General features: G+C 53.6%; 14 protein-coding genes. 6 read left to right on the top strand and 8 right to left on the bottom strand.

The genetic code is table 11. The features are described from left to right. The first annotated feature begins 6 nt into the window (after window positions 1-6). The 6 genes from phnA to ACO6TI_RS06510 all read left to right on the top strand — a co-directional run bounded on the left by phnA (window position 7) and on the right by ACO6TI_RS06510 (window position 7,489). Entirely contained in the window at window positions 7-1,251 is a 1,245-nt protein-coding gene (gene phnA, locus ACO6TI_RS06535) for a phosphonoacetate hydrolase (RefSeq protein WP_422384588.1), read from the top strand. A 1-nt stretch (window position 1,252) separates the two neighbouring features. Then, window positions 1,253-2,704 (top strand): phosphonoacetaldehyde dehydrogenase, encoded by a 1,452-nt coding sequence (phnY, locus tag ACO6TI_RS06530; protein WP_422384587.1) that lies wholly within the window; start codon window positions 1,253-1,255, stop codon window positions 2,702-2,704. Between the two features lie 99 nt (window positions 2,705-2,803). Further along, complete coding sequence (gene pbfA / locus ACO6TI_RS06525; protein WP_108874433.1) at window positions 2,804-4,156, top strand: (R)-1-hydroxy-2-aminoethylphosphonate ammonia-lyase; 1,353 nt, start codon at window positions 2,804-2,806, stop codon at window positions 4,154-4,156. Beyond that, complete coding sequence (locus ACO6TI_RS06520) at window positions 4,153-4,992, top strand: EamA family transporter (protein WP_422384586.1); 840 nt, start codon at window positions 4,153-4,155, stop codon at window positions 4,990-4,992. Before pbfA ends, ACO6TI_RS06520 begins: the two co-directional genes overlap by 4 nt. Further along, window positions 4,989-6,479, top strand: coding sequence for an FAD-dependent oxidoreductase (locus tag ACO6TI_RS06515; protein WP_422384585.1), 1,491 nt, complete (start codon window positions 4,989-4,991; stop codon window positions 6,477-6,479). The genes ACO6TI_RS06520 and ACO6TI_RS06515 overlap by 4 nt, the downstream gene beginning before the upstream one ends. Continuing rightward, window positions 6,476-7,489, top strand: a complete 1,014-nt coding sequence (locus ACO6TI_RS06510) for a 2-hydroxyacid dehydrogenase (protein WP_422384584.1) — start codon at window positions 6,476-6,478, stop codon at window positions 7,487-7,489. Before ACO6TI_RS06515 ends, ACO6TI_RS06510 begins: the two co-directional genes overlap by 4 nt. An 869-nt stretch (window positions 7,490-8,358) precedes the next feature. Here ACO6TI_RS06510 and ACO6TI_RS06505 read toward each other — a convergent pair. The 8 genes from ACO6TI_RS06505 to ACO6TI_RS06470 all read right to left on the bottom strand — a co-directional run bounded on the left by ACO6TI_RS06505 (window position 8,359) and on the right by ACO6TI_RS06470 (window position 21,875). Continuing rightward, entirely contained in the window at window positions 8,359-10,542 is a 2,184-nt protein-coding gene (locus ACO6TI_RS06505; RefSeq protein WP_422384583.1) for an MMPL family transporter, read from the bottom strand. After that, the gene (locus tag ACO6TI_RS06500; RefSeq protein ID WP_422384582.1) at window positions 10,539-11,312 is read right to left on the bottom strand and encodes an SRPBCC domain-containing protein; all 774 of its coding nucleotides are present in this window, start codon (window positions 11,310-11,312) and stop codon (window positions 10,539-10,541) included. Before ACO6TI_RS06500 ends, ACO6TI_RS06505 begins: the two co-directional genes overlap by 4 nt. A gap of 61 nt (window positions 11,313-11,373) precedes the next feature. Further along, complete coding sequence (locus ACO6TI_RS06495; RefSeq protein WP_422384581.1) at window positions 11,374-12,441, bottom strand: hypothetical protein; 1,068 nt, start codon at window positions 12,439-12,441, stop codon at window positions 11,374-11,376. Window positions 12,442-12,456: 15 nt separating this feature from the next. After that, window positions 12,457-13,683 carry a di-heme oxidoredictase family protein gene (locus ACO6TI_RS06490; RefSeq protein ID WP_422384580.1) on the bottom strand — a complete coding sequence of 409 codons (1,227 nt, stop codon included), beginning with the start codon at window positions 13,681-13,683 and terminating at the stop codon, window positions 12,457-12,459. Further along, entirely contained in the window at window positions 13,680-15,020 is a 1,341-nt protein-coding gene (locus ACO6TI_RS06485; protein ID WP_422384579.1) for a cytochrome P450, read from the bottom strand. The genes ACO6TI_RS06490 and ACO6TI_RS06485 overlap by 4 nt, the downstream gene beginning before the upstream one ends. A 9-nt stretch (window positions 15,021-15,029) precedes the next feature. Then, the gene (locus ACO6TI_RS06480) at window positions 15,030-15,575 is read right to left on the bottom strand and encodes a hypothetical protein (RefSeq protein ID WP_422384578.1); all 546 of its coding nucleotides are present in this window, start codon (window positions 15,573-15,575) and stop codon (window positions 15,030-15,032) included. Window positions 15,576-15,609: 34 nt separating this feature from the next. Further along, the gene (locus ACO6TI_RS06475) at window positions 15,610-16,095 is read right to left on the bottom strand and encodes an acyl-CoA thioesterase (RefSeq protein WP_422384577.1); all 486 of its coding nucleotides are present in this window, start codon (window positions 16,093-16,095) and stop codon (window positions 15,610-15,612) included. Next, window positions 16,092-21,875, bottom strand: a complete 5,784-nt coding sequence (locus ACO6TI_RS06470; protein ID WP_422384576.1) for an SDR family NAD(P)-dependent oxidoreductase — start codon at window positions 21,873-21,875, stop codon at window positions 16,092-16,094. The genes ACO6TI_RS06475 and ACO6TI_RS06470 overlap by 4 nt, the downstream gene beginning before the upstream one ends. Between the last annotated feature and the right edge of the window lie 14 nt (window positions 21,876-21,889).

Below are 21,889 nucleotides of genomic sequence, written 5' to 3'. Positions count from 1 at the left end.
ACAAACATGACAATTGAAACGAGCGTTGAAGCAAACGGGCGTGTTTACCCTGCTCCGAAGGTAGCGGCTGTTTCGATCTGCCTCGACGGTTGCGAACCGGAGTATCTTGATGTGGCGATTGCCCGTGGTCTGATGCCGACGCTGAAGAGGATGCGGGCGGCAGGCACGGACAAGCTGGCGCATTCTGTCATTCCCTCGTTCACGAACCCCAACAACCTGTCGATCGCCACGGGCCGGCCGCCGATCGTGCACGGCATCTGCGGCAATTACCTGATCGATCCGGATACGGGTGAGGAAGTGATGATGAATGACGTGCGCTTCCTGCGTGCGCCGACGCTGTTCTCCAGGTTCTACGAGGCCGGGGCCCGGGTTGCCGTGGTGACTGCCAAGGACAAGCTGCGGGCGCTCCTGGGTGCCGGGTTGAAGTTCGACGAGGGCCGAGCGATCTGCTTCTCCTCGGAAAAGTCCGATCAGGCAACGCTTGCCGAAAACGGCATCGACGACGCCTCCAGGTGGCTCGGCATGGACGTGCCGGAAGTCTACTCCGCCGAACTGTCGGAATTCGTGTTCGCCGCCGGGGTGAAGCTCCTGACGGAATTCAGGCCGGATGTGATGTACCTGTCGACCACCGACTACATTCAGCACAAGTTCGCTCCGGACCAGCAGGGCGCGCTCGACTTCTATGCCATGTTCGACAGGTACCTGGCACAGCTGGACGAGCTGGGCGCGGCCATCGTTGTCACCGCCGACCACGGTATGAAGCCGAAGCATCTGGCCGACGGCTCCCCCGCCGTCGTCTATGTACAGGACCTGATGGACGACTGGCTGGGCAAGGACAAGGCCCGTGTGATCCTGCCGATCACCGACCCTTATGTCGTGCACCACGGTGCCCTTGGTTCCTTTGCCACCACCTACCTGCCGGAGGGCGCCGACCAGGCCGGCATCATTGCCAGGCTGCGCGCGACCGACGGCATCACCCATGTGCTGACCAGGGAGGAGGCCATCCGGGAATTCGAGCTGCCGGGTGACAGGATCGGTGACCTGGTGATGGTCTCGGGCGAGAACATCTGCATCGGCACATCCGCGCACCGTCACGACCTTGCGGCGCTGAAGGAGCCCCTGAGAAGCCACGGCGGGCTGACCGAGCAGGTGGTCCCGTTCATCGTCAATCGCAAGATCGAACTGCCGGAGGCTCCGACCTTGCGCAATTTCGACGCCTTCTTTTATGCAACCAAAGCAGCGGCCCAGTGAGATGACCATCAACGTAGAAATCCGCAACGAGGGCATGCGCATTGGCGGTGAAAAGGTGTTCACCGACGACGTCGTGCCCGTACATTACCCCTATACGGACGAGATCATCGGAACCGTACCGGCCGGAGGGACCGGGCACGCCGCGCGCGCGTTCCAGATCGCAGCCGACTACACACCGGCATTGACCCGCTACGAGCGCCAGCAGATCCTGTTCCGCGCCGCCGAACTGATCCGCGAGAAGCGCGACTGGCTGGCAAAATGGCTGACGCTGGAACTGGGCATCTGCCACCAGCATGCGCTCTACGAGACAGGCCGGTCGTATGACGTGTTCACCCTGGCCGGCCAGATGGCGATCCTGGATGACGGCCAGATCTTTTCCTGCGACCTGACCCCCCAGGGCAAGGACCGCAAGATCTTCACCAAGCGCGAACCGGTGCGGGCGATATCGGCGATCACGCCGTTCAACCATCCGCTCAACATGGTCAGTCACAAGATCGCCCCGGCGATCGCCACCAACAACTGCGTTGTCTGCAAGCCGACGGAGCTGACCCCGCTGACGGCAATCGCGCTGGCCGATATCCTCTACGAGGCCGGCCTGCCGCACGAAATGTTCCAGATCGTCACCGGCTGGCCGAAGGACATCGGTGATGAAATGATCACCAACGACAACATCGACATCATCACCTTCACCGGCGGTGTGCCGGTGGGCAAGATGATCGCCGACAAGGCCGGCTACAAGCGGACCGCGCTGGAGCTTGGTGGCAACGACCCCCTGATCATCCTCAACGACCTGTCCGATGCGGACCTGGAAAAGGCCGCGACGATTGCCGTTGCCGGAGCGACCGGCAACTCCGGCCAGCGATGCACCGCGGTCAAGCGTATCCTGGTTCAGGAAAGCGTCGCGGACCGCTTCGTTCCCAAGGTCCTGGAAAAGGCCAGGGCGATAAAGTTCGGCGACCCGATGGACCCGGACACCCAGCTCGGCTGCGTGGTCCATGCCCGGGCGGCCGAACTGTTCGAAAAGCGGGTCCTGATGGCAGCTGAGGAAGGGGCCGAGATCCTTTATCATCCCGGCCGACAGGGCGCCCTGCTGCCGCCGATCGTGGTGGACAGGGTTCCACACGGCTCGGAACTGGTCATGGAAGAGACATTCGGCCCGATCGTGCCGATCGTTCGTGTTCCCGACAATGACGAGGAGGTCATGGCGATTTCCAACTCGACCGAATTCGGCCTGAGCTCGGGTGTGTGCACCAACGACCTCAACCGGGCCATCGCCTATATCAACGGTCTCAATGTCGGCACATGCAACATCTGGGAGCAGCCCGGCTACCGCATCGAGATGTCGCCCTTCGGCGGCATCAAGGACAGCGGCAATGCCGTCAAGGAAGGCGTTCTGGAAGCCATGAAATTCTTCACAAACGTCAAGACATACTCCCTGCCCTGGCCTCGATAGACAAGGACGTTCCCCCCCAAACTGCGAGGCCAAAAGGGCCTCGCTCTTTTTTTCGGTGAGTTGGCAGCTGTGCAGCAAGCACGGCGTGGAGAGGGAAAAATGACGCAACTCGTGCATACAGAGGGCGAATCCAATACGTCCGATGCCCGCAAGGCCTGGCTGAAAAAGTCCATTGGCCCGAATTCTGCGCCCCTTCTGGAGCGGGACGCACAGGCCTTTCTGCACCAATCCCTTTCCTCTCCCTGCGTTTCGACGATCGCGAAGGCCGAGGGCATCTGGATCGAGGATCTGGACGGCCGACGCTACATGGATTTCCACGGCAATTCGGTTCACCATATCGGTTACGGTCACCCGCGCCTCGTCGAAGCCATCAAGGCGCAGCTGGACCAGCTTCCCTTCGCTCCGCGGAGGTTCACCAACGACCCGGCCGTAGAGCTGGCTGAAAAACTCGGCAGTATCGCGCCAGGCGAATTGAACAAGGTGCTGTTCACGACAGGTGGTTCGGATGCAAATGAAGTCGCGCTGAAAATTGCCAGGGCGGCAACAAAACGCTTCAAGACAATCAGCTTCTGGGATGCCTTCCACGGCGCAGGCCTCGGGGCAGCCAGTGTCGGCGGCGAAGCGACCTTCCGTAGTCATATTGCAGGTCCGCTCCTGCCAGGAACAGAGCATGTTGCACCCTTCGCCTGCTATCGTTGTCCCTATAACCACCCCGGTCCGGAGACCTGTGGTCTTGCATGCGCCAAAATGGTTGAATTCGTTCTCGAACGGGAAGGCGATGTTGCCGCCGTGATCGCGGAACCGATGCGCGCGGTTCCCTATGTTCCCCCTGCCGGTTTCTGGCGGGCTGTGCGCGAGGCATGCAACAGGCATGGCGCGCTGCTGATCATGGATGAGATACCCACCGGCCTTGGCAAGACCGGGCGGATGTTCGCATTCGAACATGATGACGTCATCCCGGACATCGTCACCGTCGGCAAGGCTCTTGGCGGCGGTATCCTGCCAATAGCGGGTTGTATCGCGCACAAGGACCTGGATGTCTGCGGTGACTTTGCCATCGGGCACTACACCCATGAAAAGAATCCGGTCACATCACGGGCAGCCCTGACGACCATCCAGATCATTGAAGAGGAAGGTCTCGTTGAACGCTCTGCCGCGCTTGGCACGCATGCCATCGGGCGGTTGAAAAACGAACTTGCGGACATTCCCACAGTCGGAGACATTCGCGGCCGTGGACTCATGTTCGGTGTCGAAATTGTCGAGAACCGGATCGACAAAACTCCCGGGCTCGACCGTGCCGAACTCATATACTACGCGTGTCTCCACGCGGGTCTCAGTTTCAAGATCAGTCAGGGGTCCGTCCTGACGCTGTCACCTCCCCTGACAATCAGTCAGGCAGATCTCGACAAGGCGCTCGATATCGTCATCGACGCTATCAAAGAGGCCGCGTGAGCATTGGCGTTGCCCTGATCGTATTGACGGCCGCATTGTTCCATGCGGTCTGGAACGCGCTGGTCAAAGGCGCGGAAGACCGGGTCATCATGCTCGGATTGATTGCCTTGGGACACATTCCTGCCGGCCTTGTGCTTGTGGCTGTTTCGCCACTGCCGGACCCTTTGGTCTGGCCCTGGATGATTGCCTCAGTTGTGGTGCACTGGGGGTATTTCTGGCTGCTCAATGTCGCTTACAGGCTTGGTGATCTGAGCCTGATTTACCCGGTGGCGCGCGGACTGGCGCCGGTCCTGGTTGCCCTCGTCGCTCAGCTTTGGCTCGGTGAAGTTCTTCCTCCCGCAGCCTGGGCAGGAGTGATCCTTGTTTCAGCCGGCATCATGATCCTTGCGCGGGATGCATTCACCGGTGCCCTGCCTTTCGCCGGACTGGTTGCCGCGCTTGCGGTCGGTGCATCTGTCGGCTCCTACTCGCTGATTGACGGGGTCGGCGTCCGCCTGTCAGGTAACGCCGCAGCCTATATAGGATGGCTCTTTTCCGCCAAGATCCTGATTGTTCTTTACATTTTTCCGACGCGAATGGACCGGGTCAGGTCCATTCCGGCAAAACAGTTGTTGATCGGTTTTGCCGGTGGCCTCGTCTCCGGTGCTGCATATGCTCTTGTGCTCTATGCGAAAACACTCGCGCCCCTGGGACTTGTCAGCGCCTTGAGGGAAACCTCCGTCATCTTCGCCGCTCTTATCGGCGTCCTCTGGTTCCGGGAGGGCCCAAGAGGCCGCCGGATCCTGGCATCGATCATTGTTTCTGCAGGTATCGTCGTTATCGGAGCCAACGCATGACCATAGCATCCACCCGATACGATGTTGCCATCATTGGCGGAGGCATCAATGGCGCCAGTGCTGCACAGCACCTTTCTTCGGCCGGGTACCGGGTGTTTCTTGCCGAAAAAGACGACTTTGCCGAAGGCGCCACCGCACGTTCTTCCCGTCTGCTCCACTGTGGATTGCGACATCTGGCAAACGGAGCCTCGCCCGGCGACCTGCTGAAGCACCCCGTACGCCTGTTCCAGTCCTTGAAAACGGTTCGTGAAGACATGGCTGCGCGCGATGAACTCGTCGAGAGCATTCCAGGCCGACTAAAACCGATGACCTTTTGCCTGCCGATCTACAAACAGGACATCTATCGTCCATGGAACATGGACATTGCGTTCGGTTTGCTACGCCTGGCCAGCCCTGGCGGCGTTGCGTTGGACTACCGTCGTTTTCAACCAAACGCTGATGACATGCCGTCTCTTGCACGACACTTGCGAAACGGTGACCAGTTGGCCGGAATGGTGACTTTCCGGGAATACATCTTTGACTGGCCTGAACGGATTGCTCTCGATGCGTTGGCTGACGCGCGACGGAAGGGCGCAGAATTGCGAAACTACACAAAGGTCATTCGTCTCGAACGTGAAAACAACGGCTGGCAACTCACCCTGCAAGACAAAAGCCGGGTATCTGCGTCAATCGTCCTGAACCTCTCCGGTGCCTGGATTGACGAGGTTTCAGCGAGTGCTGGAAGCAATGCCGTTGCAAAGTGCCAGCCGATCAGCGGTATCCATATCGCTCTGAAGTTGCCCATTGAATTCGAGGGACACGGCGTGTTCGCCTTCAACCGCCTTGCAGAGCCGCTTTACTGTCTTCCCTGGCGGGACCATCACTATGTCGGCCTCACCAGGCGCCCCTATTCCGCTGACCCCACAAACATTGCCGCCACCGATGATGAAATTGACTGGCTGCTATCGGAAACCAATCACTGTTTCCCGAATCTGGACCTGAAACGAGACGATGTTCTTTACAGCTGGGCCGGTGTGAACCCGCTGACTGCGGACCCGGCAGAGCCTTTGGGAAGCAGGGAAATCAAGATCCATGATCACGCACCGGATGGGTTACCTGATTTTTTCTCGGTAACCGCAGGTCCGATCATGACGCATCGTCGCGTCGCCCGGCGCCTGACGGAACGCGTGAGAAATCGCTGCGAGCCGTCACGGCCGGTTTCTCCTGCGATCTACGAAGCGGCGCCTCTGTCCGGAGACGAAATCATCTTCAATGCGATAACAGAAAATCCGAACAGCCTTTGTGACCTGATGCTGCGCCGCCTCGGATATGGCTGGGACCTTGATCAGGGACGATCAAAGGCGCTGCATGTCGCAGAGACAGTTGCTCCCTCACTTGAGTGGAGCACCACTCGTATCGAGCAGGAAATCGACAGTTATGCCAAGCATGTCAGGGAGGCACGCCGCCGCCCTTCGACCAGCAGGCCCGATCAGGAGACCATTGGATGAAAATCGTCCGGACGGATATGGAACTTCAAGTTCCCGTTGTCGATGCGACCCTCAAGAAAATGGGACATGATCTGGTCCTGTTGCCCGATGGTGTTTCAGAAGAGGATCTGGCCAGGGAGATCGCCAATGCGGATGTTCTGATGATGTGTTATGCGCCGATCACGCGTAAGATCATTGAAGCGGCACCAAAGCTGCGCGGCATCGTGAAATATGGCGTCGGCATAGATGCAATTGACATACCCGCCGCGATGGAACACGGCGTTGCAGTCGTAAACATTCCCGAATATGCCGAAGAAACTGTGGCAGAAGGCGCATTCGCCCTGATGATCTCGCTCGCCAGGCGCTTGCCGGCACTCGGACACCAAATGCAGACCCGGGGCTGGGCCTGGCCGGAACCCACCTGGCTCGGAAGAGACATTGCCGATAGCACAGTGGGCATTATCGGGCTGGGCAAGATCGGACGGAGCATGGCCAGAATGGCCGGCGCCGGATTTCGAGCGCGGGTACTGGCCTATGATCCGGGACTAACGGCACAGCAGATGTCGGAGTATGGGGCTGAAAAATGCGAAAATCTGATCGACCTTCTGCAACAATCAGACTTCGTGTCCGTGCATACGGTCCTCAATGACAGGACCCGCCATCTTGTCGGCGAAGCTGAATTCAAAATGATGAAGTCCACCGCGTGCCTGATCAATGTATCGCGAGGAGCGATCGTTGACGAGATGGCTCTGATCAGGGCTCTGGATGAAGGCTGGATTGCGGGCGCAGGACTGGATGTCTTCAGTAACGAGCCACTTGCCTTGACGGATCACCCGTTAAGCCCGCTCTTCGGCAGGGACAATGTCATTTTGACACCGCATCTGACATTCTATACCGAACAGGCAATGTTTCGGCTTGAAAGCGAAACTCTGGATAGGTGCCTGGAACTGATCAACGGGCGTCCGGTCCAGATCAAGTCGAAAGACCCCCGCCTTATTGCCCAAACGGCCGGGGTTTTGTTCAAAGATTGACGCTTCACGTCGAGTTAGCCATTTGAGTGTGGCTAGTTTCGCGACTTTTAGTCCGCTGCGTCGGGTCTGGTCACTGCTCGGGTGGATTTGTTTTGTCGAGTCCCAATAAAAAAGCCCGTCCGATTTCTCGGCGGGCTTTATTTGTTTGCGGGATCGGTATTTTGCGTACGCGTTGCGCCTTGGGTCTAGGCGCTTGTCGTGAAGCTGGCCTTTTGGTCGCGTTTTGCAAGGTCCGGGTCCTTGTCGGGTGCAACAAAAAAGCCGCCCGATGTGGGCGGCTTTGTTTGGTTGCGGGAGCAGGATTTGGTGTTTTTTTGCCCTTCTGCGTCGGTCTTTGCCCTCCTTGATGGGGCCAGGAGAGGTTCTCGCCTGTATCCACTGTCCAGATACGCCAAAGACCGCCCTGTTGGACGGCCTTTGGCGTATTTGGTTGCGGGAGCAGGATTTGAACCTGCGACCTTTAGGTTATGAGTAATGTTCTCTCAGTCGAAAACCGCGGATTTCTGCGGTTTTCTCTGCTCCTTGTTGCCACTTTCTCCCCCCTATTCACACCGGTTCCTGTGCGAAAGCTGTGCGGGACAATTGGGACTCATTTGTTTATGTAGAATCGTTCAGCGGGAAGGTCAGTGACGAATGCATTGAAAAAACTGGTTCTTGTCGCTGGCTGGTGCCCAAATAAAATGTGAGGCGTACCGCCATGCAAACAATACTGTAAGGCAAATCAGTACGATCGGCCTTAAACTACTGATCGAGCTCACGAAACCCATCGGAGTTACCTGCCATCCGGAGGAGATCATTGTGGTCGAATTTGAAAATTTCGATGCTCGCATCAGCGGAAGACTCCGTTGCATTCAATTGGCGTAGTAATTCTAGGATTTATCGTGCCGTTCGAAGTTCACACTGTTTCTCTCTGATGTTGCTTGTCGTGCGACTTTGCTTCGCTTCAAAACGAAAGAAGCACTGGCCAGATATCCGCAAATCAATGTCGCTCCAGCGATGGAGAGGCCGAGTATACGAGTAGTTGGCGCGCTTGATCCCGCCAGCGCCAGCATTCCGGTTGCTACTACAAGCGCCGAGAGCCATATCACTCTATTTGCCTGCACTCGTTCCTCTGCCGAACCATCTTTAGCGCACGCCCAGTAGATAGCGAAATTCACGCCCACACCAAGTGTAGTTAAGATCGCGAGGCTTGATGCGAAACCAACCGGCACTGAAATCATGCTCATTGCTCCAAATATTATTGTCGCAGCGATCAAAGGCGTCGCGGTTACAATCAAAGCAGTGAATGCATCGCGGAAAACGGCGAAAACAATGATGAAAATTGCTAAGGCAACAATCGGCACAGCGGCCAATTGAGCACCAACAGTACGTTGGACCATAAGAACCGTCATGTAAGGCTTTCCAAATAGATCGTGGTCCAACTCAACCCCACGAGTAATTGACGCGATCTGGTCAATTGTTCCCATTACGTCGCTATATGTAGTTGATTCTAAGAATATTTTCATACGCGCCGTTGAACCGTCATGTGAAAGCAACTCTTCCGCCAGAAGATATACGCGCCGGTTACCAAATGCTGACGCCGCCGAAGCGACATTTAGTTCGCCGTCACCGACCCGCGCATTGTCGCGAACCGCCGCAAAGTAACCCGGGTGCGCCAACACACGGTCCACATTTGGTAAGGCGACAAGCACTTCTGTCAAATGCGAGAGGCGGTGATAGTTCTCAATTGAGTGCCAGTACTGAGGATCGTCCGACTTGACTGTCAGCACCAAATACTCGGGGCCAGCAAAGTAAGTTTGATAGAAGGAGTGCTGTTGTAGGATTGAACTGTCCGTTGGGAAGTTCCGTTGCCAACTATCCTCGATCTCAAGGAATGGTAGCGCGCAAAGTCCTAGAAGAAAAAACGGAACAAACTTAATTATTCGAGGAGAAAAAACTTTTTTTGCCCGCCCACTTATATTCCAAAAAGCCCGCCCGAAATGCTTATCAGCGATAAAAAATACAAATGGTGAAAGAAAAAATGTGACGGCGACATTTAAACAAACTCCAATTGCGGCGACTATGCCCAGCAAAGATATTGCGCGAATGTCTATTAATGAGAGTATCAAGAAAGCCACGAGATTAGTTGCAAAACATAGGAGGATTGGGCGCCTAAGTCCAACTGCAACACCGAGAATTTCTGCACCGTCTCTTGTTCGGGAGCGGGCAAGACTTAAGGCGATATGAAGCTCATCCAATGTGCCTACCGTGATCAGTAAAACAGGTAACATCGTCATCGGCGGCGAAATTGGTATGCCGAGCAGCAAAACAAGAGTTACGACCATACCAAATGAAAAAGCGCTCAACCCCGTTACAGTCGCCGCCATCAAAAAGTTGCCTAACAACAAAGAGAGTACTGAAAGCATTACGATTGCTGCGACCGGAACCAATATTAATAGATCTCGAACAATTAGGTGAGCCAATTCATTTTCCGCGACAACATCACCAGCCAGCACGATTACGTGGTCATCGATGTGCTTGAACTGCTTCAACGCTCGTTTGATTTGGTCTAATACAACAAAGGGATCGAAGAGAGGATCAAGCGCCACGTGAAGTGCTGCGCCGCAGCCATTGTCTGCGACTAAAAGCCCTTTCGAGAATGCGTGTTCCAATAAGACATCTTCAGTTCCTGCCAAAAGCGACGCCATCGAGGGTTGGGTAGCATTTGGCGATAGCATGAGCTCTGGCAATGTACCCGACACGTTTTTCATCGCGACACCGAGCGCGCGAGTAATAAGAAGCGTGCCGTCGGGTGGACGTTGGCCAATACAGCCGCTTGGATCGCGCCGCAAAACGCCGATCGCAACGTAGTTAGCCTGACCATGGCGGGAGACGAGGGCGTCGAAGTCTCGGACGAGCTCTGAATCGAGCCCAAGTACCTGACGCGTCTCAGAGGTAATTGTCAGTTTGGGTGAAAGTGCTCCAAGTGCCGCCAGGGTCAGAGAAACAAACACAAATAGTTTTGCGATCCGCTTGGCACGTCGAAGTCCCGGCACCGTTCCATCCGCAGTCATTCTCTGGGTACCAGGGTGGCCATGGTGTTGCCTGTTTCCAAGTATGTTTTTAGACTTGAGATCAGAAGCTCCCAACCACCCGCCAAATCCATTCCATCGTGGAGCAATGCAACGCGCGTATGCCCCATACTCTTGGACAAGGTCCAAGACACGTTGGAAACCGGCTGTTCTCCTTGCATCATCTGGAAACTGTGAACCAGTTTTTCCCCGTAGTGGACTTCCTTGATTACGCCTGAAATCAAAAGACTGTCGCGACTCCCAAAATCATAACGTTCGCCAGGAGCTCGCCCGATCTCCTTCGGGGGGGCCATAACATACCATTTAGCGAGATCTTCCGGCGATAGCAGCGCTTCAAAAACTCTTTCCATCGATGCAGCAATCAGAATCGAAAAATGGGTTTGTGGCAATTCAGGGGCTGAAACTAGGTTGCGCTTTAGTTTGTAGTCTACGATTTCATGCACTAAACCCAATGGGTCTTCAATTATAGCAATCCGCCCCCAGTCACCTAGTTGCCGTTTGGGCTTTTGCAAAATCTTACACCCAAATTCGGCTGATTGTTCGACGACCCTATCAGCATCATCTACCTCCACAATCACCCCAAAACGAGTGTGATCTTTGCGCGTTGGGCGCAATACAAACTCAACGCCGCCCAATTTCATACAAACGGTGTCGTCTGGTGTTTTTTCGCGTGTCCCCTGGCCAAGCGCTGAAAGAAAGAAAGCCTCTTTTTCTATGTCATTAGACTCTATACGGATCATGTTAATGCGCATTCGCAACTCCCGCCAAAAAGGTCTGGCGGGAGCCCGTTTTCTTCCCGCCGACACGGTCGACCTATTTTTGCTTCAGCAACCCATCTCCGTCCACCATTCCAAAACCAGCAATCAATTCGATATCTCGTTCTATGGTATTTGTGACGCCACAAAAGATACAGTCCAACAAAGAAAGTTCGATTTCAGGATCAATCAATACAGCCTGGGAATCGATGAATACTGGATCTTTGTCTAATACTAAAAGCCCTTCTGTTTCACTGACAGTGCGAACGTTACCAACATCCGAAACTGAGAAATAAACCTCCTTCGCAACGTCCAGCAAATTCTGGATCCGCCAACGAGTCGTTATGAATGCTCCATCAACTTCATAATCATCTAGGCTCACCTCAACACCGTAGTGAGGTACCAGAGTTACCTCTGCTGACAGAATAGTGCCCATCTCTTCATTCGGGTTGTCTGCATCATAAAGTGTGATAGGGGTTTGCATTGTGTGCTTGCCGTGGGGTTCGAAAAAACCGCCTGGTCGGTTAAAAGCTTCTTCGATCGAGGAAGGCAACCCTTCTGGATTAGCTACAACACGCGGATCGTTGCTGACGTATTGCGGAGTTATCTGTTCTGAAAGTCCGCGTAACTCCATTGGTTCTTTATTGAAGAGTCTCAAGTCAAGTGCAGGGAACTCAAAATCAAAGTAATTCAAGTTAATGGTATCGGCGGGGAATAAATCAGCACCGCTTTCGGAAAGAAATACAACAGTGGAAGTCTGGTCCGATCTGCCTCGTATTTTCCCTTTGGCCCTTACAACTCCGAGATCTGGTGCATTTGCAGCCCAACACTGGATGGTTTCCCAACTGAGCGTTGTCATAGATTTGGTCAGAATCGAAGAAATAACAAAGTCAGAGTAGTCGAGAACATTGTTAAACGATGCATATGAAAGGGTGGAAAAATACAAATCTCGACGCCCAATTCCTTTGAGTTCCAAAGCTGTTAAGCAATGCCCTGCCATCAAAAAACACCCCCCAGGCTTCGCTAAAGCAGCTGACGAGCCTACTAATGGCGAAAGCGCGACGGAAGCACTGAGGCCTTGCAACAAGTGACGGCGACTCACTAGGTTTTTCGGCTTGCTTTTCATTACATATCCTCCGTTTCATAGTGACTTAAGGAAGTTAAGCAGCTTGTCGCGCGCCGATGCTTCGAGGCGCAAAAAGTTTTGGCGCGCGTTGTGTGCTTCACCATCGTGAGCGAGGATCGCTTCGCTCAAAGTTTTTGCCCTTCCGTCGTGCATTAGACTGAGTTCACCAGCTAGCCTCAAAGTTGCTGCCAACCCCCAAAGTGGGGCCGTTCTCCACTCGGAAGCCGTATTTGGAGACACCGATGCCGGATCAGCAAGCGCTGGTCCCATGTCATGCAGCAACAAGTCGCTATAGATTGGTATGGATACACGAGCGCCATTTGCCGGATGCTTGGTTGGAAGACTTGGAATGTGACAGGCAGCACAACCCGTTGTTTTGAAAAGAGTAAAACCTTCAGCGGAGGGCACATCAGATGGCGCTGAGAGGTATCTGAGATAATCGACCAAAAGTGCCAACTCTGCTTTCTCGACCTCGATTGCTTCACCTGAGTTCGGCGCATCGCAACTTAGGTTCGATTTGCAGATAAGTTTGAGGCTTTCGAAGACGGTTAATCCCATGTCATTTTCGAGCGCAAAGATTGTCACTCCTACCAAAGACGCGTGCTGCGCTTTCCAACCAAAACGACCAACTTGTCCGTTCGCAGTGCGCGACACCCTCCCGGACACACCATCACCATCTAAGTCGTCAGGGTCTGCGAGTTCGAGTATGATTTCCTCTTCAACGTTTTCAATTAGACCAAGCCCGGTCAAAGCCATAGGCATGCGTACAGCATATTCAGCAGCCGAGGGGTTCGTTTCCCAAATCACGTAGTGCGGTACCGCCCCGTCAGCCGTCAGCAAACGCCCCTCGCCGTACGGAAGATCAGTTGCATAGGGGCTGAGAGTTTTGCCCAAAAGATCGGTAGCTTCTAAACTAAGTAATGCGACAGCAACGCCGATCGCTCGATTGGGGGATCTTGGCACCTCTCCTTTTCGATTGAAGACATGGCAATGCGCACAAGACTGCGCTGAATACCGCGGGCCGATACCTCCAGGAAATCCGATCCGCGTAGGCTCCGTGCGACGTGTTACGCCAAATAAGGTATTGCCGCGAAAGAAGCGTTTGAGTTGATCATCTGAGAGGCAAGGAATCGCAGCCTTAAATGGATGGATGGTTTGTAAACCACTGTTCAAGTCTCGACACACCTCTTGTGCAAACACCGGCTGAGCGAGAAGGACAAGCAGTGCAACGAGCCGAATCATGAAACTTTATTCCTGCTTTTCAACAATACCGCTGCATCCTTGGCAGGAAAAAGCGACAAGCCAGGTACACCATTCCAGTCTGGCTGGGACTGTCCCGCAGATACTTCGTAGTGTTCGAGTAGTGGTAAAATGATCGATGCAAAAACGCTGGAAAGGCAGTGGCGCCCCGGGCATGTGTGTGGCCCGATACCGAAGGGCAAAAAACTCTTGCGCATTTCGCGCGTCGTGTCGAAAAACCTAGTGGGATCAAAAGACTTTGGGTTAACAAAACACTTAGGATCTCGATGGTAGGCCCATATTGGCAGCAAAACATGGTCGCCGGCTCTGATTCGGATATTGCAGACTGAAAAGTCACAATTAGCGCGACGTGAAATCATCCAGACAGGTGGGTGCAACCTTAGGACTTCGAAAAGAAACGCTCGAAGCGCGCCTTCTGACCGGTTTCGCACTAGCTCTTGCCACTCAGGTGAATGTGCCAACCGCAACAACGTCCATGCTAGCAGCGCAGAGATCGTTTCACCGCCTGCGAACAGAAGCCCAAGCCTTTCAGAGGCTGGCAACCCTTGCCATCTGCCATGCATTTTTACTTGAGCAAACTGTGTCAAGTTTCTTGAGGTTGAGTGCCAAGCCTGACCGAGGCACATCTGGACCACTTGCAGCGGTTTGAATGGTGTTGTCATGAGTCGGCTTATGAGTTGCGATGTACGCTCTTTTGCTTCCCATGTTTGCTTGTCCAGGCCGCCCGGATCGCCTGTTGTGGCATTAGACAAAATTCGCGACGAAAACTCTTCGCCAAAGTCACACGTTAGAATTGTAGCGACCCGTTGGACCTTCTTCTGCCGCTGCCACGCGTCGAATACGCCATCAGCCGTAAACGCGCGAAACGTTCTTGCGTTTGTTTGACGAGCTCTCATCCAAGTCGCGCCACTGGAAGTTAACATTGAAGGCCCGATTGCGTCGCGCAGGTTACTTAGGCCCAACCCGCGATCAAGTTTACCAAAGTAAGGTCCTAGTATTTCTTCTCGTGTCTTCGAATTAAATAGAAAATGAAACCGCATTCCCGGCAGCGCAATAAGAACATCTTTTTCACACTTGGAAAGTTCTCGCACAACACCCAACCTGTCTCGGCGAAATCTTCGCAAATAGCGAAGCGCTAAATAACCACGAATTTCCATTGAGTAAGTCATTTCATCTGACGAGACATAAGCCTCGGAAGATGAATATTGCGACAGCTTTGGTCCTGCGGTGCCATAAGTGTCTTCTTGAAACACACTTGAAGTATTTTCGCTTGAATGTGGTTCGTGAACCGAGCAATCGTTGGTGACAAAATGCGTCATTTGACCCTCCTAGGTCCGACCTGACCAGCTCAGTTCTGAATGGGGTTGAATTGACTTAACGCGGTCGCCAGTTGCATTGTTGGCGGCACTGGAAAATAGCTTTTTTCCCGAATTTATGCATCTAATTCCCTGGAAACCCTGCGCAAATTTCTGCCCACGTCGAACATCCTCGCTCCCCCCGCAATAGGCGAAATCTACTGCCATTTTTGACTGTAATGCGTTTGCAAGCACAAAATGTGCTTCACCTTCCAATCCGATACGACCGATGATTGACGTAAAAGCGATCAAATTTCTCAAAGCTTCTCCAAAAGTTTCTAAAACTTTTGAACAACCGAGCCGCATTGGCTCTAGGGTCTCTTCAAGTTGTGAAGATTTGAGATTGATGAGCGAAGAGGATTCATTCGCCGCAGACGCATACAGCAAAGTGTTGGGCGGCAGCGAATCCTCACACAAGCTGGGCGCAGGTTCCTGTCTCATTGCCTCAAAGACACGCGCAACCGCTCCTTGGTGAAGCGTGGTGCGAGCCGTTTGCCTTTCGTCAACTGCCAGTTCCAAAGTTTTTCCTTCCGCGATTGCAGGGCAAGGCATTTTAACCTTGCGTTGCGCCCCCAAATGGAATGAGTGCTTGTGCAAGTGCTTTAGGTGGTTCAACCGGAACCAATCCACCTCCTTTCACTTGCATGCAGCCAAGGTCTTGCGCGCCGCGCGCGAATAGTACAGGTGTTTCGGAATTGATACGGTGATACTCAAATTTGAGTGAGATACGGTTTTGCACCAACTGCCTGAGCCGCATTGTTATTTCAATTTCATCGAATGCATGCAGCTCTGAGAAGTATTCGCACGAACATTTCAATGTAACCAATCGGAGGTCTGCGCTCAGATCATTGAGGACGGACGGAGCATGATCTCGCAGAAACATCTCGCGGCAGCTACCCTGCCAAGCAATGTGACGCACATAATAGACGTTTCCGACGACATTGGTTTCTTCGAATGTCACGATATGCCGCCAGGAGTATCCTGGAAGCGACACTTCAGCAGACTTTCTGTCTGTGTTTTCCAGAAACGCTTGGTTCATGAGACGCTCTCCAAATCTATGGCAAGTCGAGCAGCGCTGACACCAACATCATTCTCAGATCTTCCCGCAAGGACTGCGAAGATCTTATTTCCTGCCCGCTGGGTTGCTATCGACATTCGCCCCAAACAAAGCAGCACCATCCCCTGCTCATTTGCCTTCACCAATTCAAAACCGAATTCTGGCGGTCTGCCGGCCTTGCGCAGACATTCGCGTGCGCACCAAATTCTCAGCGCGGATATCTCGAGTGGTTCAGCTTTGGCCTTAGCGGTCTCTTCTGCCGAAGCTCTGTCAACTGGTAACAACCGGTCAAACAACCCTTCAACGTCATCTGAAGTTATATGTTCAACGTCACACGTGACCGCATTCGGGCCCAACACTCCTACTGTAATGTCTCTGCCATGCGCCAAGGAGACGGCAATTTCACTAAGTATTTCTGACAGTTGCGGCCTCCCGTCGCTTCTCGCCGGAAGCAAAGCAACGCCTAGCTGCTTTTGCACCTGCTCGCGCCTCTGCTCACGATCATCACCGTACTCAATCGCAAGTCGCAGGTCTGGGCAGCTGATCGCGTCACCAAGCACACGCTCAAGCCACACAGCTGACAACGAGGGTGGCAAATCGTCCGTAGGTAAATCGGCAACCGCCCTGAATTTCGCTTTATCCCAAGTTTCGACGATTTGCCCATTCTCGTCGTGTACAACGATATTGAAGACGAACTCGTTTTCATCTGAGCTAACTTCGAACGCCTCGACCACTGCCGATTTCGACCCGCCCCCAAAGAAATTTATCTGATCAACTGAAACGGGAATCACACGCTTGTGCGGGATTGCGGCCTGAAGCGCATGCAAACAGGCATCTCTTATGCCCGGGTCGCCAAGAAGCAAGTCTCTGGAGAGGTATTGCCCAAACCAATCACCAACTTCACTCGAGCGGTTTGCATCCAGACTGGCTCGGATCCGTCTGGCAGAAAGATGCTGATAGTCTCTAACGCAGCTAAAACGTCCTTTTTGGAAGAACAGGCTTTCATAAAAGGGAGTAGCCTCAATCGATTTCGCAAGTCGTTCAGTAGGCCTCTTTTGGCCTGCACTTTCGAGTGCATGCGCTTCTTTGGCAGCAAAGAACTCCGCGCGCACCCGAACCGTCAGGAAATCGTCGTCTGAAGCGCGCAGCGCTGCTTCAATCCGGTTGCCGACTTTCAAGACTGCGACACGGAGAGTTATTGCTCCATCGACTGGAACGGTGACTGCCTTCCGAAATTCAATCGTCCCGATGTTTGTTACAACGAGATCGGGCAGGAGAGCCTTCGCCACCTGTATCATTGCTTCTAGCGAAAACACGGCAGGTAACACCAGAAGCCCATCGATGACGTGGTCATTCAGATAAAGATCGGTTCCTGATGAAACCTCGCAATCGCTAACAAGTTCAACCCCCGGATAGAATAGGATTGGATGTTGAACGAAACGGTTGAGAGGCAGCGGTGGGGGGTCAAGCCACACTGTACTTGGCTGACCAAATCGGCCAGTGATTGCGGCGATTGATTCTTCCAATCGTCCTTCAATTGCGAAACTTTCGAAGGCATCCAACGCTTCGTCTAGGCCAAGAGCGTTCACCCCGTCTGCCGATAAGCGTTCGAGCGTCCCTAAACGCTCACCCATACCGACTCCGTCCCAAACGGACCATTCGAGACAGTTGACGCGGACATCGGAAAACTCTTTGCCCAGTTTGGCACTAAATCGCGCAAGTGCTTCATTTGCGAGCGCATAATGAGCTTCGCCCGCTAGCCCCAGCTTACCAATGATCGATCCGAACGTAATGATCTGGCGCAAGTGAGATCGGTCAATAGCTGTGAGACAATTTCTTAGAGCGTCACATTTAGGAGCGAGAGTCTCGCGCAAGTCTTCATAACTCAGCTCACTGAACTTCGCCGGTCGATTTACTCCTGCGGCATGTAATATTGCGCTGATTTTCCCGAGTCTTGCTTCACCTTCAATAACCGCTCGGACAACATCCTGCTCGTTTGTCACGTCGCACGGACAATAGTGAGTACGAAGTCCCAGTAACTTGCACCGATCTAACGTCTTAGAGACTTCCTGATTTTCACTGTCGCTGCGGCCTAGGAGAAGGAGCCCAGCACCTGTTTTCATGGCGAGGCGAATTGCGCATTCTGCTCCGATCCCGCGAGCGCCACCTGTGACCAGCACAACGTCATCTGCACCCAGCAAAACTTCCCCGTCACCTGCTGGAACTAGCGGTGTAAACACAGTCTCTTGCACTTGACCCTTGTCAGTGATGCGCAGTTCCTTAAAGCCTGAAGACACGGAACCGATTGCAAACGAAAGAGTTTCAAGAGCGGTCTGCCCGTCCGGCAATTCAATAACGGCGCCTGTTTCAAAATGTCCTTCGAGCATTAGAGAACGCATGAACGCAGCCACCGGGGCGCCACAGTGCACGACGCAGACCCGCTGAACACCGCTATCCGATGTCAGCTCTTTGAAAACACTCCAAAACTCTGAAAGATCCGCTTCACGAAAGTCTGGCTCCAGCCATAGCAACACACCGGAAGTCTCCCCAGCGTTTAGCAACTGCGTCAGGTGCTTAGGCGGTTGAAACTCACTCGAATTCGCATAGGTACCCCAAGATCCAAGCGTGTGTCCTCTCGAAGCCTCCACCGTCTTCCATTCAAAACCGTAAGGTTCGATCCAAGGGGCTGCCCCTAATACGAGCTGTGGCTTTGCTTGCGGTCCAAGCTTGCCGATTTCGGTGATCGCTTCGACTAATTCGATGAGACTGGCATTCGCAAAGTCGGTAATAGCCGCCGGAGGGCTGAGTCCCAGCTCCGACGCAATTTCTGAAACGATGCGGGCAACACTAAGCGAATTCAGGTGAAGGTCATCCAGAAACCTGCTGTCTTTTGTGAAAGCACTGCGAGGCAATCCGGTCGCCTCTTCCACTCCGCGGTAAACTACTGCTTCGACTTCCGTTTGCTCAACATTTCCTGCTGGTTTTTCTTCGCCCTCGGCCGACGAAGAAATTGTTCGAGATACCGCGTTCAAAACGACCTGCCGCTCATTATGAGCTTCGTATGTTTGCAGCTCCTGACCACAAGGGTTTTGCAAGAAAATCGGATTGTGTTTGAGATCAATCGGACGCAAATTGCGCCCAGAAAACAATGCTTCCAAATGAAGGTCGGAACCGAGCGACCAGGCGATGCCTACTGCTCTGAAAAACGGTGACATGGACGGGCCGAACGCTTCGGTTGAGGTGGCTCGGTAACCACTTTCCCTCGCTAATCTGGTAAGCGTGTGTCCAGGACCAACCTCGATGAACAGATCCGCGCTCAGGCTTGCTACTTTCAATGCTCGATCAAATAGAACTGGAGCCTCTAGCTGGGTGAGCAGCAGATCAGCAATGTTATCGTTCTCACCAAGCCCAGAGCCAGTCACCGTTGATACAATGTCTCGAGTCAATGGTTGAAACTCAAACTCACGCAGGCAATGGGAAAACGGCATGCGGGCAGGTGTCATCATTGGAGAATGAAATGCATGTGACACGTTAAGTCGAAACGCGTTAACACCAGCCCGCTTGGAACGATTAATTGCCTCATTAATCGACGTTATTGGACCAGCAACAATGGTTTCATAAATCGCGTTTTCACAGGCGACGACCAAGTCAAGCCCGGCAATTATCTGAATTGAGGTGTGAGCGTCCGCTTCCAATCGGAGCATACCTCCCTCCGAACGCCCACAATCAGACATCACTGCGCCGCGTTTGGCCGCAATTTTTAACAGATCACTTTCTGGTATCGCGCCAGCCCATGTGAGCGCAGTTAATTCGCCGAGGCTATGTCCAACCGCGGTACTGGCCTCGACACCAATCGCATCGAGCAAATGCGCCGTAAAAAGCGACGTTGCCGCCACAGTAGGCTGCACATGCCTGGTGTCTGCCGAGCTATTCAAAACCTCCAAGGAAGCACAACAACGTTGCTCTTTATTCAACGCCAGCGGACGGTCCCAGTCTCGGTCTATTTTTGGGACACTCACTCCTTGACCAGGAAACAGAAATACAATTTGTGGCTGCTGTTTGAACTCACCCCAAAAACAGTCCTTGTCCGGATCAAGGCATTGATCGCCCCGGCGAATTGCCGCGGCCAGATGAGTTAAATGGTGACACAATTCGCGCGGTTGGTTAGCCACTACAGCGCCTCGAAAAACCCCACCTTCTCGCGTTTTTGTAGCAAGCGATAAAGCAGCTTCGGGCATCTCAGAGAGCGACAGCGAAGCTGCACGCTGTGCAAAATTTTCTATCTGTGTGGCGAGTGAATCCCGGTTGCCTGCGGCAAACGCAAAAAGTTCGAATCCCAGCTTCTCTTGGCGCGGAAAGGCCTTTCGAGAACTCGTTGGTGACTGCACATCCTCAAGCAGGATATGGGCGTTGACGCCGCCGAAACCAAAGCCGCTGACACCAGCGATCCTGCGACTGGCCTTTTGCCAATCATCAGGTTCAAGAACCGGGTGAACCATGTTACCGGTTTCTTCAAAAATGGGGTGCGGGTCTTCACATCCGACATGCGGTGGGATGACACCATTTCTCATCGCCAACACAGTTTTGCTAAGGCCCGCCATACCAGCTGCGGCTTTTGTATGACCAAAGTTCGCCTTAATAGAACCAATGGGCAAACTAGCGACGCCCCCTTTACGCAGTCGGGCTAATGCTCTGACTTCAATGGGGTCACCTACCGCAGTTCCAGTGCCGTGTGCCTCTACATAACCAATGTCAAGCGGATCAATTCTTGCCCTTTTGCAGGCCGCTGTGAGCGCGCGAAACTGACCGCCCTCGCTTGGGCGCGTTAGGCCACCACGCCCATCAGTGGACACCGCCCAACCGCGTATTACCGCTTGTATTTCTTGTCCACTACTCTGGGCATCCGCCAATCGTTTGAGAACAATAAAACCACACCCTTCACCCGGCCAAAAACCATTGGAATGCCTGTCAAATACACGCATTTCCTCTCGCGCGAGTGCTCCATTGCGTGAAAAACCAACCAACTCGAAAGGGTCCAAACTGAGGTCAACCGCACCCGCGACAACAGTGTCCACAATATCACTCGAAAGCAACGAACACGCATCGTGGATAGCAATTAGTGATGATGCACAAGCACCATCGACAGTCCAAGCGCCGCCACGGAAATCAAAATAGTTTGAGATCCGACCGGCAACAGTATTTGCTAAGCTACCCGAAAGAGTTTCTTCATTGGGTTCGGGAAATGTAGCGCGAAGTCTATTCGTGAATCGTGCGATTAGGCGCTCTTTTGAGTCATCGTCCAAATTTTCGTCTTTTATCGCCTGAGCAAGAACTTTTTGGACAAAGGGCGCTCTATAGCGCAGCGAATTCGCTCTACTGAATTCACCGGTCAGTGTGTTCCCAACAATCACAGCCGTACGATCGCGGCCGATGCTCTCTGAGCCTCCAGCCTCACTGATCGCCTCAGCCGCTACTTCTAAAGCTAACCAGTGGGCCATATCGGACGTGCCGAAGGCAGCATTTGGTATCCGGAACCGCTCACGATCAAATTGCCAATCCGAAAGTAGCCCCGCCATAATTGGCGTGATGCTATCGCATTCCTCAACAACGGTCGCTTGGTAGTCCTTAAGATCAAGACGCGCTGGCGGAAGTTCACGAAACGAGCGACGTCCGGTCAAGACATTGTCCCAGAGCGCTTCGGGAGACGTGGCGTCAGGAAAGCAGCAAGAATGTGAGACGATCGCTATGGGTTGGCTGTTCATTTTCGCCCGTCAAT

The organism is Roseibium album (assembly GCF_965233825.1).
GTDB classification, from domain to species: Bacteria; Pseudomonadota; Alphaproteobacteria; order Rhizobiales; family Stappiaceae; genus Roseibium; species Roseibium album.
Note: the sequence above shows the minus strand (reverse complement) of the source record. Positions and strands in the feature narration are given on the sequence as shown.

Excerpts from the sequence above, each read along its gene's own strand:
- phnA (WP_422384588.1), top strand. The coding sequence starts at position 7 with ATGACAATTGAAACGAGCGTTGAAGCAAACGGGCGTGTTTACCCTGCT.
- phnY (WP_422384587.1), top strand. The coding sequence starts at position 1,253 with ATGACCATCAACGTAGAAATCCGCAACGAGGGCATGCGCATTGGCGGT.
- pbfA (WP_108874433.1), top strand. The coding sequence starts at position 2,804 with ATGACGCAACTCGTGCATACAGAGGGCGAATCCAATACGTCCGATGCC.
- ACO6TI_RS06515 (WP_422384585.1), top strand. The coding sequence starts at position 4,989 with ATGACCATAGCATCCACCCGATACGATGTTGCCATCATTGGCGGAGGC.
- ACO6TI_RS06510 (WP_422384584.1), top strand. The coding sequence starts at position 6,476 with ATGAAAATCGTCCGGACGGATATGGAACTTCAAGTTCCCGTTGTCGAT.
- ACO6TI_RS06505 (WP_422384583.1), bottom strand. The coding sequence starts at position 10,542 with ATGACTGCGGATGGAACGGTGCCGGGACTTCGACGTGCCAAGCGGATC.
- ACO6TI_RS06500 (WP_422384582.1), bottom strand. The coding sequence starts at position 11,312 with ATGCGCATTAACATGATCCGTATAGAGTCTAATGACATAGAAAAAGAG.
- ACO6TI_RS06495 (WP_422384581.1), bottom strand. The coding sequence starts at position 12,441 with ATGAAAAGCAAGCCGAAAAACCTAGTGAGTCGCCGTCACTTGTTGCAA.
- ACO6TI_RS06490 (WP_422384580.1), bottom strand. The coding sequence starts at position 13,683 with ATGATTCGGCTCGTTGCACTGCTTGTCCTTCTCGCTCAGCCGGTGTTT.
- ACO6TI_RS06485 (WP_422384579.1), bottom strand. The coding sequence starts at position 15,020 with ATGACGCATTTTGTCACCAACGATTGCTCGGTTCACGAACCACATTCA.
- ACO6TI_RS06475 (WP_422384577.1), bottom strand. The coding sequence starts at position 16,095 with ATGAACCAAGCGTTTCTGGAAAACACAGACAGAAAGTCTGCTGAAGTG.
- ACO6TI_RS06470 (WP_422384576.1), bottom strand. The coding sequence starts at position 21,875 with ATGAACAGCCAACCCATAGCGATCGTCTCACATTCTTGCTGCTTTCCT.